Source organism: Streptomyces scabiei 87.22, assembly GCF_000091305.1.
Classification (GTDB): domain Bacteria; phylum Actinomycetota; class Actinomycetes; order Streptomycetales; family Streptomycetaceae; genus Streptomyces; species Streptomyces scabiei.
On the sequence record NC_013929.1, the window covers coordinates 6,752,475 to 6,764,678 of the forward strand.

The window sequence follows — 12,204 nt, forward strand, 5'->3', positions numbered from 1 at the left end:
CGTGTCCGACCAGCTCGCCCGCACCGGAACCGCCGCCGGAGCCATCGTCATCGCCGGGACCGCCATCACCGGCTGGTGGCTCCTCACCGCCGCCCTCACCCTCGTCGCCGTCGGAGCCCTGAGCATCCGCGTCGGCTTCCGCCGCGGCCGCACGGCAGGCCAGCAGTGACCAGACCGCACACCCTGACCGCGCACCCGCACCGCTCCACCACGGTCCTCACCGGCGCGATCTCCCTGACCCTGGCCGCCGGCTGGGCAGCCCACCACGGCATCACCGCCGCGGACTACGGCGCCGACACCAGCTCCCGACTGGCCGCCGTGTGGAGCGTGACCTTCCTGCTCCTGCTCACGCAGACGGTCATGTACCACTGCGAGCGGCCCCGGCAGGCCACCCCGCGTGCCCGACGCCAGCTCGACGCACTCCACGTCGCGGTCCTCATGCCCGTCTACAACGAGGACCCCGGCTACCTGCGCTACGGACTGGAGTCGCTGCTCGCGCAGACTCGCTGCCCGAACTCCGTGCACGTCGTCGATGACGGCTCCACCACCGGCGACTACCGGTTGCTCCGCGCCTGGTGGATCGAGGCCGCCACCGCAGCTGGGATCGCCACCACGTGGGTACGCCAGCCCAACTCCGGGAAGCGGCACGCCCAAGCCGCTGGCGTGCGTGCATGCCCGCAGGCGGACGTCTTCGTCACCGTCGACTCGGACTCCTGTCTCGACCACCGGGCCGTCGAGGAGATCCTGCTGCCGTTCGCCCGCCGCGACGTGCAGTCCGCGGCCGGGATCGTCCTGGCGACCAATCACCACCGCAACCTCCTCACGAGGATCACGGACCTATGGTTCCTCGTCGGGCAGCTCACCGACCGGTCCGCGCTGTCCGCGATGGGCGCCGTCCTCGTCAACTCCGGTCCGCTGGCCGCCTACCGGGCCGCCGTCGTCCGGGACAACCTCGACGCCTACCTGAGCGAGACGTTCATGGGCCGCCCGGTCATGTTCTCCGACGACTCCCTGCTGACCCTGTACGCGCTGCTGCGAGGCCGGGCCGTCCAGCAGCCCTCCGCTGTCGTGTTCACCGCCCTGCCGGAGCGGCCGTCGCACTTCCTGCGCATGTACCTGCGGTGGATGCGCGGCTCCACCATCCGCTCCCTGTGGCGCATGCGCTACCTGCCGCTCACCGGCTGGGCGTACTGGGCGCAGCTCACCCGCTGGTTCCAGGTCGCCCTGTCCACCGCGGTCCTCGCCTGGCTCCTGATCGTCGAGCCCGCCCTCTACGGGCGGACCCCGCCCGCGAGCTTCCTGATCGTGCCGTTCCTCATCGGCTGGGCTCAGGCTCTGCGCTACCTGTCGATCATCCGCAGCGACGAACGCATCCGCACCCGTCTGATCACCTGGCTCCTCATGCCGGCTGCCGTGGTCGGTTCGTGGACGGTGCTCCGCTTCTTGCGCTGGTACGGCATGGCCACCTGCGCCCGCACCGGGTGGGGCACCCGCCAGAACGGCGCCGAGGTCACTCTCACCGGCCCGGCCGACGAGGCCACGCTCGCCGACCTGCCGGACGAGGACACCGTCCGCATCCGCATCCCCGTGGCGAAGCTCCTCGACCCCGACACGGAGACCACCCTCACCGTGCCCATCCCCCGCCAGCGCACCGCCGCGCCTGTGCCTGAAGGAACCTTCCGATGACCGCACCTTTGACCTTCGGCCGCCCGTTCGTCCTCCAGCGCGACCACGACGTCTCAGGCGTGTCCGGCGTCGGCATCGTCGCTGACGGCTGCTGCTGGCCTGACGGCACCGTCGCGATCCGGTGGCGGGGTGACAAGCCGTCCACCGTGTTCTGGGACCGCCTCGACGACGCGATAGCCGTCCACGGCCACGGCGGCAGCACGCGGGTCGTCTGGGCCGGCGACCTCCAGGCCCTCACCCGGGTCGTGGGTCAGGCTGTGGCCGACGCTGCTGAAGCAGCCGACGTACCCCCGCACCTGCTCAGGCCCGAGGCCGAACGCGCAGTTCTGCGGCGACAGATCGAGCAGGCCATCCAAACAGTGCAGGACGGTGAGCCAGCCCCTGTCGAGGCCAGTGACCATCGCATCGTCGACGCGGTCATGCCGATCGCTCACCACCTCCAGGAGCAGCGGGACCGCGCCCGGAACACGGCTGGCCGGGCCTACCTGCTCGCCGACCGCTGGCAAGCGGCACATGGAGCGGCGCAGTTCCTCGTCCGGGCCGCCGGCGCCGAACTCCGCGACGTCCTCGACGAGTGCGCCCACGAGAACTCTGAGGACTGCGGGCGGAACGGGGTCGATGGCGATGAGGGATCGGGCTGCGTCGAGTGGGCCGTGCAGCGGGCCATCGCGGCGGATCTCAGGGTGGAAAACCGGACGCTCCGCGAGAAGCTCGCCGCGCGGGGCGCGACCGAGGCTACGGCCGAGTGTCCCGCGAAGTACCACAGCGCCGACGGCTTTCTGGCGCCCCCACGGCCGTGCATCCGGCCTGTGCAGCACGATGGCGACCACATCGACGAGCGCGGCTTCCACTGGTCCGTAGCCGTGTACCCGGCCGCCCTGCCGGATCCCAAGCGCGACCGGATCCCCGACCCACTGGCGTTCGTAGAGGTGCGGGACCCCTGTCCGTACTGCGAGGGCTGCCCGCTCGTCCCGCGTCACGAGTGGGACGCGCACATGCGTGCGCAGCACCCCGAGATCGATCGGCAGACGGCGCACGCCTGCCCGCCCCTCGGCTCCGGACTCATGCCGTGCTGCGGCCGCACCCCGTTCGAGGCGACCGGCGAGCGGCTGGCGATGGACCCGCGCCTGGTCACCTGCCAGGGCGTCAATGGGACCGAAGGCTGTGACCATCGCTGCTCGTGCGGCCACCCGCAGATCGGCCACAGCATCCTGAACGGCTACTGCTTCCAGTGCGCCGCGGTCTGCCCGCACGACGACGGCCACCACCCCGGAGGCTGTCCGGACACCGCTACGGGCGACACCGAGGTGGACACGCGAGTGGACAGAATCGCGCCCGATAGCGCGAACTGGCACGTCAGCCAGGGTGCTGAAGAGGACAGTCCGGAGGACACATCCACCGACCAGGCAGCGCCGAGTGAGCCATACGCCGCCCGCGTCGTCGACGCCATCGTGCCCGCCCTCACGGCAAACGGTGAGTGGCTCTCGCCCTTCACCCGGGGCGTGATCGCCCGTGCAGTACTCGATGCCCTCAGGCCCGAACTCGCCCAGGCGGCCCGGCTGGAGGCCGCCCTCATCGAACAGGAGCGCCTCGCCGCCGAGGTGAACCGGCTCGGCGACTGGTGCCGCGCCATGATCCGGCGGGCCGAGACAGCCGAAGCGGATCGCGACTGCTGGCACGACGAACTGGTGACCAACGAGGCCGACCGCGTCGCCGCTGTCCGCCGCGCGGAGCAGGCCGAGACCACACTCGCCGAGACGCACCAGATCATCAGCCTGCAGAAGGACCTCATCGGCTCGCTGCGGTCCATCGTCGCGACCGCCATGACCGACCGCGAGGACCAGGTCGTGCGCGGTGAGGCGTGCGCCCGGTGCGGCCGAGACCACATGGCCGACCTGGAGACCGCGATCCGCGAGGCGGACGTCGAGTACCAGACGGCGTTCCCGCCCACCGCCGACGGCCCGGCACGCCCCGGCCGGCTGCCCGACGACGCCCACCGCACCCCACGTCAGCGCGCCTACGAGGCCGTGCAGAACCACATCGACAGCCTCGGCAACTCCCTTCCGTCCACCAAGGCCGGGCGGTCCGCGCACATCTGGATCGCCGTGAACCGGGCGCTCGAAGCCGCCGGCCACAAGGCCGCCCCCGACGAACCCCAGGAGTCCGCCGACAAACCGGTGGCCCCCCCTCACGAGCAGTACCGGTTCGCCACCACCTGGGCCGAGTACAACGCGGGCCGCAAGGCCGCCTCTCAGCGAGAGGGGCGCTGATCCATGCCCACGCACCAGACCGTGGATGCCCTCCTCGACGCCTACGCCGACCGAGGCAGAATCCTCGCGCGCGTCCAGGCCCTGGCCGAGGCTGTCCTCAACAGCCCCCGCTCCGACCCTGAGCGGCGCCAAGCCCGCGGCTTCGCCCACCAGGTCAGCGTGGCGATCCGGCCGACCACCCACGAACGGCCGTGCGCCTTCGACATGCACCACAACGCGCACACCTACCCGTACGGGCCCGGCGAGAGCGCCTGCTACTGCCCCGGCCTCCCGGAGAGGTCCTGACGTGGCGCGCCGAATCAGGGCCGCCAGCGTGGAGCGGCTCCTCACCGACCAGGGCCATGAGTTCTCCGAGTTCGAGGGAGGCGAGTGGGACCCCGGCTTCCGCGTCGCCCAGGCCGGCCCCCGCCGCACGCACGTCTTCTACGACGGGCCCGGAGAGGCAGACCAACTGGCTGCCATCACCGACGAGCTGCGCGCCGCCGGGTACCACGTCGTCCCCAGCCAGCAGGACCGCGGTGGGCGCCGACGCCTGGAGGTGACCCGGCCGTGAAGTCGCCCGTCCCGTACTTCGGTTCCAAACAGCGTCTCGCCCCGTGGATCGCGTCGCTGCTGCCGCGCCATGACCACTACGTCGAGCCCTTCTGCGGGGGCCTATCCGTGCTCTTCGCCAAGCGCCCGTCGCGCATGGAGACCGTCAACGACCTCGACAGCGAGCTGATGACGTTCTGGCGCGTGCTGCGCGACCACCCTGACGAACTGCTGCGCGTGTGCATGCTCACCCCCCATAGCCGCACCGAGCTCGCCGCGACGTGGGAGCCGACCGAGGGCGACCTCGAACTGGCCCGCCGCATCTGGTGCCGCCTCGCCCAAGGCCGTTCCGGAACCCTGCGGAACACCGGCTGGCGGCACTACATCGACCCCGCCGGTTCGGTCACCTCGATGCCGGGCTACCTCGAGGCCTACACCCTCCGGCTCGCTGCAGCTGCGGAACGCCTCCACACCGTCTCGCTGGAGTGCCTGCCCGCGCTCACGCTGATCGGGAAGTACGGGTCCCAGCCCGATGTGCTGCTGTACGCCGATCCGCCTTACCTGGGCACGACGCGGGGCTGGGGCCGTAACTACCGGCATGAGCTGAAGACCGAGGGAGAGCACCGGGAACTGGCGGACGCACTCGCCGACTGCGCGGCAACGGTCGTGCTCTCCGGCTACAACTCGCCGCTCTACGACGAGCTGTACACCGATTGGCACCGGTACGAGCAGCCGACCATGACCGGCAACGCCAAGGGCGACCGGGCCCGCACCGAAGTGCTCTGGTCCAACCGGCCGCTGTCGGCGCAGGCCGACCTCTTCACACAGGAGGTGACCCGGCCGTGAAGTTCTTCGTGGTCGTCGAGGAGCCGGTGCAGGTCATCGCGGCCGAGCTCGGCACGCTCGCCGCCCTGACCTCTCACCTGCGAGCTGAGCTTGCCGAGCGTCTCGAACAGCCGGCCGACACGATCCGGCTCGGTGACCTCCGCGGCTTCCCCCTGGTCGCCGACCCGCAGATTCCCGTCGGCGAGGTGCACCTGCGCCCGTTCCCCTACCCGCCCCAGTCCGACCAGAAGGTACCCGCACCGTGACCACGCTCGTACCCGAACCGGCGACCACCACCAACGGCCACGGCGACGACCTGTCCCACGGGGTGTGCGACTGCGACGAGGACACCGCGCTGTGCGGCACCGACGTGACCGGCGTGCCGTGGGCGACCAAGGATGACGAGTCGGACAACCTCTGCATCGTCTGCGTGGACCTCGTAGAGCTGCCGTGCCCGAGGTGCGGACAGTGACCGCGCACCCGGGCGACGTGATCGCCCAGCACCCGACCGTGCTGGAGGCCGCGCTCGCTGTCGCCGATGCTGACCACCGCGACCGGCACGGCCCCGAGAACTCCGTCAGCCCCTGGTACATGGCGCCCGGCGGTCCGACCGACCACATCTACCTCAACTGCCCCGGCCTGCAACGGTCACTCCGCCCCGGCGAGGAGCCTCAGCAGGGCTCGGGCGCCCTCTACCCCGATGGCACAGACGTGTGCGGCTGGTGCGCACGCATCTGGCGAGCACGGCGAAGCAAGGAGAACAGCGATGGCTGAAGTGGTGCGGTACCGCAGGAGGCCGGTGGCCGTCGACACGATCCAGTGGACCGGCGACAACGAGGCCGAGGTGCAGGCGTTCACCGGCCGCGCCAACTTCTACGCCCTCGACCCCGCCGACCCGGAGAACAGCGACGACCCGGCCGCCACCGCCACGGTCTTCGACAACCTGCACAGCACCTGGGTCCTCGTGTACACCGGACAGCACATCGTGCGCGGCGTGAAGCGCGAGTACTACCCGATCGCCGAGGACGTCCTCGCCAAGACGTACGAGCCGGCCGACACGGAGGCGCGGCCGACGCGGGAGCGGTGGCACCTGGAGTACCTCCCGGCGGACCGGTGGGTGCAGCTCACCCGCTCCATGAACGACCGGCAGGCCGCAGTCGAGGCCCGGGCCCGCCGCCAGGAGCGGCATCCGGACCTCGGCATTCGCATCGTCCGTGCCGCCACCTCGTACACCGTCGAGGCGGAGGCCGCCGATGCAGACGCTTGACGGCCTGGTCGCCGACCTCGTCGACCGGTACACCGGCACCGACACGCACCCCGGTGACGAGGGCCCCGGCCTGATTCTCCGGCTCGACACGTTCGGCTGGCGTACCCGGCAGCCGGCCGACGGCGGCCACGCCCCGCCCGGCTCCCGGCCGCCCACCTCCCTGGAGGCCGTGTCCTGGTCGCAGCGCATCAAGACCGAAGCGGTCGCCCTCGACGCCGAACTCCGCGGCTCGTCGCACACGCAGCCCTGGTTCCGGGCGCTCCGTGCGATTCCGCCCGGCGCCGAGAACGCCGGCCGGGGGCCGGAGGTGGCGCGGCTGGTCGGCATGTGGCACGGGACGGTGCTGACGGTCCTCGGCTTGCGCGGCCCGTCGGTGCACTTCCGGCATGCGCTGTGTCTGGCGTGCGAGCAGCGCACCGTGTACGGGCGCGCGGACGCCGACCGGCCCCGGGCGTGGTGCGTCAACGACGCCTGCGAGGACGGCGACACCGGCCAGCCAGCCCGGTACGAGGGGTCCCGCCTGTATCTGCTGACGGCCTACAGGGGTGCGGTGCAGGTGGCTGCCGAGGCCCGGGCGGGCGCGGAAAACGTCGACTGATTCAAAGAAAGTACGACCCAGGTCTTGTGGTTGCTAGTACATTCTCGTACTCTTTTCTTATGGGTCGCACCGGGCGGCCCGAAGGGGGGCGTCATGAATGTGCAGCTCAACCGCGCAATCACCGTCGCCGACTACCTCGTGCAGCGAGGTCTCCCCGCCGACTGGCGTTTCGGCTCGTGGCTGGGCCGGGTGGCGGCGGAGATCTACCGCGACACCTACCGGCACGAGCCGTTCAAGGCGTTCCGCGTGATCAACGACCACGTCCGTCCCGTGTGCGCCTACGCCGCCGGTGAGAGCCACGTGCTCAGCGAGGCATGGGACCGGTACGGCCGGTTCGCCGTCAGTCGGCCCGCCCCGGCCGTCCGCCCGGTACCGCCCGCGCTCACCAGCATCGACGCCATGCGGTGGACCCCGCACGCCGGTCCCGTCCGCAGCCACCCGTAACCGCCCGCACGTCCCGGAAGGGGGAGTCATGTCCGACACGCTGATCCGCGCCCTCGACCTGATCGAGCCCGGTGACCTCGTGATCTACCACGGCTCGCTCACCCACCTGCACGGCCTGTGGCTCGCCGTCCCCTGCAACTGCGGCATCTGCCACCGGCTCGACCTCCTCGGGTTCGCCGAGATCCGCTTCGCGCTCGTCGACCCGTGGGGCGAGCGGTCCGGCCCCCACCACGCCCGCCGCGAGTCCATCACCCGCTCCGCCGCCTGCGGCTGAGCACCACCCACCCGTCCCGTAAGGGGGACCCCGTGAGCAGCACCGACGTCAACCAGCACTTCCACGACCAGCGCACCGCACTCATGCAGGCGACCAACGCCCGCCGTACCGCGTCCGGCTCGTACCGCGCCACCGTTGGCTACGACCGGGGCGAAGTCGTCGGCCGGGACGGGCTCGACACCTCGCGCGGCACCGCCGCCCTCTACACCAGCACCCCCGCCTGGCACGGGCTCGGCACGGTCATCCCCGGCGGGATCTCCGACATCGACACCGTGCTCGCCGCCGCGCAGATCGACTTCGAGGTGGTGAAGTACCCGGTGGAGTACACCCACGGCGGGCGCAGGCTCATCGACGCCGACCACTTCGTCACCGTCCGCACCGACACCGGGGCCGCTCTCGGCACCGTCGGCCACCGGTACACCCTCTTCCAGCAGCGAGCCGTGTTCACGTTCCTCCAGGATCTCGCGTACTCGCACCACATCCTCTGGGAGAGCGCAGGAGCCTTGCGCGGAGGGCGCCGCGTGTTCGTCACCATGCAGATCCCCGAGTCGGTGATCGTTGACCGGGGCGGCCTCGACGACGAGATCCGTCTGTTCATCGTCGCGATCAACAGCCACGACGCCACCTCGCAGGCCGAAGTGGTCGTCACCCCGTGGCGGGTCGTCTGCGGCAACACCGAACGGTTCGCGCTCGCCGACGCCGCCTCCCGGTGGGCGATCCGGCACACCGCCGGGGGCCTGGAAAACCTCACCGAAGCCCGCCGCACCCTCGGTCTGACGCGGAAGTACGCCGAGGTGTTCGAAGCGGAAGAGACCGCGCTCGCCCGCACCAGCCTGGCGATCGACGACTTCCACCAGGTGATCGCCGACCTGTGGCCCCTCGACGACGACGCCACCGACCGCACCCGCAACAGCCACGCCCGCCGCACCGACCGGCTCGACGCAATGTTCCGCGCCGAGACCGAGCGGGCCGGGCGCACCGCGTACGCCGCCGAACGCGTCGTCACCGACTACCTCGACCACGTCGCACCCCGCCGCCCCGGCAAGACGATGACCGAGGAACTGGCCCGCGCGACCGCCGCCCTGGAAGGCGCCGACGACGATCTGAAGACCCGGGCCCACCGGCGCCTGCTTCAGCTCCGCACGCGCTGACCACCAGACCGGCGGCCGGTAACTCCCCCTACCGGCCGCCACCCAGGGCCGCGCCCCGACCACTCCCCCCGCCCCGGGGCGCGGCCCGCACAACTCAATACCGACACGCTGTAGCTCAGTTGGCAGAGCGCGGATCTTATAAGTCCTGGGTCGTGGGTTCGAGCCCCACCAGCGTGACTCCCCCCACCTCGACCGCCCGGCGGCCGGACACGCGACCGCGCGTCCGCGCCCCGACTCGCTTCCCGCCGCCGGGCCCCTAACATCCTCTGGAGTCACCTCATGGCCACACCGGGTCGGACCGCCTCGCAGGCCGGCGACCTCATCCGCCAGTTCAACCACGACACGATCAACACCGGCGACGGCTGGCAGTACCCGCCCCACGCCTACTCCGCGATCGGCTCCCTCGCCTACCTGGTGCGCATGCTGCCGCAGGCCATCGAGCAGGCCCTGCGCCCCGTGGAGCACACCCACGAGCAGGGCCGTGTCCTCATCGACGGCGGCCTCGACCCCAACAAGGCCGTCACCGAGCTGCGCGCGGCCATCGGCGACGCCGTCACCCTCGCGCAGGCCCTCAGCGTCGCCGTCGACCGCATGCACTCCGCAGTCTCGCCCATGGGGCTGGACACCCGCGGCCTCCCCGGATTCGAGGACTGAGCGATGAAGCCTCTGCTCCTCCTCGACGTCGACGGCCCCCTGAATCCGTTCGACGCACCCGCGCACCGGCGCCCCGCCGGCTACCAGACGCACCGTCTCAAGCCGGACGGCTGGATAGCCCAGCACCCCGGCGTCCCCGAGCAGCGGGTCAAGCCGCTGCGGGTCTGGCTCAACCCCACCCACGGCCCGACCCTCCTCGCACTGCCGTTCGAGCTGGTGTGGGCGACGACGTGGGAGCACGACGCCAACGAGTGGATCGGCTGGCGCATCGGCCTCCCGCATGAACGGGACCTGCCCGTCATCGAGTTCGGCGATCAGTTCGCGGACCGGCCCGACGGCACCTACGTGAAGACGTGGCGGGTCGTCGAGTACGCGGCCGGGCGGCCGTTCGTGTGGGTGGACGACCAGATCACCGACGTCGACCGCGCGTACGTCGACCGTCACCACAACGGGCCTGCCCTCCTCCACTGGGTCGACCCGGGCAAGGGCCTCACCCACGACGACTTCGCCGTGCTCACCGATTGGGCGGCACGGCTCGACACCGACACCAGGAACGGAGCGGGCACCTGATGGCCACCGGACCCGAGCACTACGACCAGGCCGAGAAACTCCTCGAAGAGTCCGCGACGGCCCTGCACCCGAGTGATGCTGCCCGGATCATCGCCGAGGCCCAGGCCCACGCGACGCTCGCCCTGGCCGCCGCGACCGCCATGAGCGCGCCCGTCGAGGGCTCCGAGGCCGGCATGGGATCGCCGGAGTTCGCCGCCTGGTACGAGATCGCCGGCGTGAAGCCCGAGTCGAAGGGCGGTGAGCGCCGGTGAGCGCCCATCACGAGATGACGCTGGAGGAGCGGGCTAAGCTCGCCGAGCTGCTGGGCGACGCGCAGCCCGCGCGCAACTCACTGCTCCTGTCGTTCGGCAAGTCGGTGCGGGACCGCCGCGAGCACGACCACACCACCCAGCGAGAGGACTGGTACTGCCTCAACTTGGCTGCGTACATGGGCGTGCGCACCGCCCCCGTCCTGCGGCGTCTCCTCGACGCGGAGTCCCGGGCCGAGCGGTACCGCACCGCCTGGCGTATGGCCTACCAGCGCGCGCTGGGCCGGGGGTGGGCCGCCGACCGCGCCGGGGCCCGTGCTCGCGAGGGTCAGGAAGCCCTCCAGCACATGCTGTTCACCGTCATCGCGTCGCAGCTCGCTCGGAAGGCGGCGACGGATGAGGCTGCCGACCTGCGCGCAAGGACGACCGAGCTGCTGGCCGAGCACCGGATCGAGGTGCTGCGCCTGGTCGACGAGCAGTTCGCAGCGATGAAGCTGCCGGAGCACCTGCAGGGCACGTTCAACGCGGGGTCGTACGCCGATGCGTGGCGAAGGTGCCGGGCGGTCGTGCTGTCGATGATCGAGACCACCTCCACGGAGAAGGGCACCCGCGGTCTTCACCCGCGCGAGGGCGAGTCCACTCCGGCCGTGCCGAGGCCCGGTCCGGGCGCCCCGATCACGTACGCGGGCCACACGTGGCCGTCGGCGTACGAGTGGTGCCTGTGGATCATGCAGCACAACGCAGCGCCCGGCCCGGCGCAGAACGGACAGCGGGCGGCGCTCGCCGCCTACCGCACCGAGGTACGCGCCGAGGCGCTCCACGAAGCCACCACCGCCGCCGAGTCGGAGGCCACCCGCCTCTACGACGATCAGGGGCAGCGTGCGGCCGGTGGGGCCCGCGCGGTCGCCGAGCTGCTGCGCCAGATGACCGACCAGGCGCAGGCCGCCCCCGTGCCGCTGGTCGTGTCCCGGTACGACACTGCCATCGAGCCCGCCCCGGAGGAAGATCCGGTGCTGACCGTCGGCGCCATCACCGAGGACGGCCGGCCCGTGGCGCTGCTCTTCGACGAGGAGACTCGCGCGAAGGTGTCGGGCTGGCTCGCGCCGGCCGAGCTGGAGCGCCTGCGTCGCTTCGCCTCGGTGACCGACCAGCGCCACGACGAGATCCGGGCCCGGCTCGCGACGGTCGACATCCGCGACAGCGCGGAAGCCTGGGACCTCGGCATGGCCATCATCGCCATCCTCGAAAGCCCGCCACACCCCGACGCCACCCCCGGCTTCTTCCTCCCCGGCCACACCTACCGGCGCGCGTTCCACGGCCAGTTCGTCTACTTCCGCGTCAGCCACGTCGGCACCCCACCGGACAGCATCCTGCCGACCGCCTTCGGCTGGCTCCGCACCGAGCGAGGCGCCGCCACCTGGAGCCCGCGCGACGAGAGCGACCTCCACGGCTGGACGGACGTCACCGAGGACGGTGAGAGCTGATGGCGATCGGCTACGCCCACACCCTGTACTGCGACCGGCGCGGCTGCCGCGCCCAGCAGACCGTCACGGGCACCCTCAACGCGGACCACGCGCGCCGGGTGGCGCACTCCCGCCACGGCTGGCGCAGCGACACCGGCGGCGACTGGTGCCCCGCCGATGCGCCGTCGCGCGCCACGAGGCCGGCCGGAGCGAGCCGGTGAAC

The 12,204-nt window shown here is 71.6% G+C and carries 19 protein-coding genes and 1 tRNA gene; all 20 read left to right on the forward strand.

The annotated features are described in order from the left end of the window. Position 1 precedes the first annotated feature (1 nt). The 20 genes from SCAB_RS47845 to SCAB_RS47090 all read left to right on the forward strand — a co-directional run bounded on the left by SCAB_RS47845 (position 2) and on the right by SCAB_RS47090 (position 12,202). Positions 2–169 carry a hypothetical protein gene (locus SCAB_RS47845; RefSeq protein ID WP_013003650.1) on the forward strand — a complete coding sequence of 56 codons (168 nt, stop codon included), beginning with the start codon at positions 2–4 and terminating at the stop codon, positions 167–169. Continuing rightward, complete coding sequence (locus SCAB_RS29000) at positions 166–1,686, forward strand: glycosyltransferase family 2 protein (protein ID WP_013003651.1); 1,521 nt, start codon at positions 166–168, stop codon at positions 1,684–1,686. The genes SCAB_RS47845 and SCAB_RS29000 overlap by 4 nt, the downstream gene beginning before the upstream one ends. Beyond that, the gene (locus tag SCAB_RS47980; RefSeq protein WP_013003652.1) at positions 1,683–3,956 is read left to right on the forward strand and encodes a hypothetical protein; all 2,274 of its coding nucleotides are present in this window, start codon (positions 1,683–1,685) and stop codon (positions 3,954–3,956) included. Before SCAB_RS29000 ends, SCAB_RS47980 begins: the two co-directional genes overlap by 4 nt. A gap of 3 nt (positions 3,957–3,959) precedes the next feature. Next, positions 3,960–4,241, forward strand: a complete 282-nt coding sequence (locus SCAB_RS46030; protein ID WP_013003653.1) for a hypothetical protein — start codon at positions 3,960–3,962, stop codon at positions 4,239–4,241. Between the two features lies 1 nt (position 4,242). Further along, positions 4,243–4,509: a hypothetical protein gene (locus SCAB_RS29015; RefSeq protein WP_041669769.1), complete on the forward strand. Its 267-nt coding sequence runs from the start codon at positions 4,243–4,245 to the stop codon at positions 4,507–4,509. Beyond that, positions 4,506–5,333, forward strand: coding sequence for a DNA adenine methylase (locus SCAB_RS29020; RefSeq protein WP_013003655.1), 828 nt, complete (start codon positions 4,506–4,508; stop codon positions 5,331–5,333). The genes SCAB_RS29015 and SCAB_RS29020 overlap by 4 nt, the downstream gene beginning before the upstream one ends. Continuing rightward, positions 5,330–5,578 carry a hypothetical protein gene (locus tag SCAB_RS29025; protein ID WP_013003656.1) on the forward strand — a complete coding sequence of 83 codons (249 nt, stop codon included), beginning with the start codon at positions 5,330–5,332 and terminating at the stop codon, positions 5,576–5,578. Before SCAB_RS29020 ends, SCAB_RS29025 begins: the two co-directional genes overlap by 4 nt. Beyond that, positions 5,575–5,784 carry a hypothetical protein gene (locus SCAB_RS29030; protein WP_013003657.1) on the forward strand — a complete coding sequence of 70 codons (210 nt, stop codon included), beginning with the start codon at positions 5,575–5,577 and terminating at the stop codon, positions 5,782–5,784. The genes SCAB_RS29025 and SCAB_RS29030 overlap by 4 nt, the downstream gene beginning before the upstream one ends. Further along, positions 5,781–6,086: a hypothetical protein gene (locus SCAB_RS29035; RefSeq protein ID WP_041669770.1), complete on the forward strand. Its 306-nt coding sequence runs from the start codon at positions 5,781–5,783 to the stop codon at positions 6,084–6,086. Before SCAB_RS29030 ends, SCAB_RS29035 begins: the two co-directional genes overlap by 4 nt. Further along, positions 6,079–6,579 carry a hypothetical protein gene (locus SCAB_RS29040; protein WP_148274231.1) on the forward strand — a complete coding sequence of 167 codons (501 nt, stop codon included), beginning with the start codon at positions 6,079–6,081 and terminating at the stop codon, positions 6,577–6,579. Before SCAB_RS29035 ends, SCAB_RS29040 begins: the two co-directional genes overlap by 8 nt. Beyond that, positions 6,566–7,177, forward strand: coding sequence for a hypothetical protein (locus tag SCAB_RS29045; protein WP_013003660.1), 612 nt, complete (start codon positions 6,566–6,568; stop codon positions 7,175–7,177). Before SCAB_RS29040 ends, SCAB_RS29045 begins: the two co-directional genes overlap by 14 nt. Before the next feature lie 93 nt (positions 7,178–7,270). Then, complete coding sequence (locus tag SCAB_RS29050) at positions 7,271–7,621, forward strand: hypothetical protein (protein WP_041669773.1); 351 nt, start codon at positions 7,271–7,273, stop codon at positions 7,619–7,621. A gap of 28 nt (positions 7,622–7,649) precedes the next feature. Beyond that, complete coding sequence (locus tag SCAB_RS29055; protein WP_013003662.1) at positions 7,650–7,895, forward strand: hypothetical protein; 246 nt, start codon at positions 7,650–7,652, stop codon at positions 7,893–7,895. Between the two features lie 32 nt (positions 7,896–7,927). After that, entirely contained in the window at positions 7,928–9,046 is a 1,119-nt protein-coding gene (locus SCAB_RS29060; protein ID WP_013003663.1) for a DUF932 domain-containing protein, read from the forward strand. Between the two features lie 104 nt (positions 9,047–9,150). Then, positions 9,151–9,223 (forward strand) — tRNA-Ile (locus SCAB_RS29065). A gap of 102 nt (positions 9,224–9,325) precedes the next feature. After that, positions 9,326–9,700: a hypothetical protein gene (locus SCAB_RS29070; protein ID WP_013003664.1), complete on the forward strand. Its 375-nt coding sequence runs from the start codon at positions 9,326–9,328 to the stop codon at positions 9,698–9,700. Between the two features lie 3 nt (positions 9,701–9,703). After that, positions 9,704–10,270, forward strand: coding sequence for a hypothetical protein (locus SCAB_RS29075; RefSeq protein WP_013003665.1), 567 nt, complete (start codon positions 9,704–9,706; stop codon positions 10,268–10,270). Then, complete coding sequence (locus tag SCAB_RS29080; protein WP_013003666.1) at positions 10,270–10,521, forward strand: hypothetical protein; 252 nt, start codon at positions 10,270–10,272, stop codon at positions 10,519–10,521. Before SCAB_RS29075 ends, SCAB_RS29080 begins: the two co-directional genes overlap by 1 nt. After that, positions 10,518–12,002 (forward strand): hypothetical protein, encoded by a 1,485-nt coding sequence (locus SCAB_RS43845; protein ID WP_013003667.1) that lies wholly within the window; start codon positions 10,518–10,520, stop codon positions 12,000–12,002. Before SCAB_RS29080 ends, SCAB_RS43845 begins: the two co-directional genes overlap by 4 nt. After that, positions 12,002–12,202, forward strand: a complete 201-nt coding sequence (locus tag SCAB_RS47090) for a hypothetical protein (RefSeq protein ID WP_013003668.1) — start codon at positions 12,002–12,004, stop codon at positions 12,200–12,202. The genes SCAB_RS43845 and SCAB_RS47090 overlap by 1 nt, the downstream gene beginning before the upstream one ends. Positions 12,203–12,204: the final 2 nt, after the last annotated feature.

Bases quoted from the DNA above. Each gene is read 5' to 3' on its own strand.
- SCAB_RS47980 (WP_013003652.1), top strand. From the start codon at position 1,683: ATGACCGCACCTTTGACCTTCGGCCGCCCGTTCGTCCTCCAGCGCGAC.
- SCAB_RS46030 (WP_013003653.1), top strand. From the start codon at position 3,960: ATGCCCACGCACCAGACCGTGGATGCCCTCCTCGACGCCTACGCCGAC.
- SCAB_RS29040 (WP_148274231.1), top strand. From the start codon at position 6,079: ATGGCTGAAGTGGTGCGGTACCGCAGGAGGCCGGTGGCCGTCGACACG.
- SCAB_RS29045 (WP_013003660.1), top strand. From the start codon at position 6,566: ATGCAGACGCTTGACGGCCTGGTCGCCGACCTCGTCGACCGGTACACC.
- SCAB_RS29050 (WP_041669773.1), top strand. From the start codon at position 7,271: ATGAATGTGCAGCTCAACCGCGCAATCACCGTCGCCGACTACCTCGTG.
- SCAB_RS29055 (WP_013003662.1), top strand. From the start codon at position 7,650: ATGTCCGACACGCTGATCCGCGCCCTCGACCTGATCGAGCCCGGTGAC.
- SCAB_RS29070 (WP_013003664.1), top strand. From the start codon at position 9,326: ATGGCCACACCGGGTCGGACCGCCTCGCAGGCCGGCGACCTCATCCGC.
- SCAB_RS29075 (WP_013003665.1), top strand. From the start codon at position 9,704: ATGAAGCCTCTGCTCCTCCTCGACGTCGACGGCCCCCTGAATCCGTTC.
- SCAB_RS29080 (WP_013003666.1), top strand. From the start codon at position 10,270: ATGGCCACCGGACCCGAGCACTACGACCAGGCCGAGAAACTCCTCGAA.
- SCAB_RS47090 (WP_013003668.1), top strand. From the start codon at position 12,002: ATGGCGATCGGCTACGCCCACACCCTGTACTGCGACCGGCGCGGCTGC.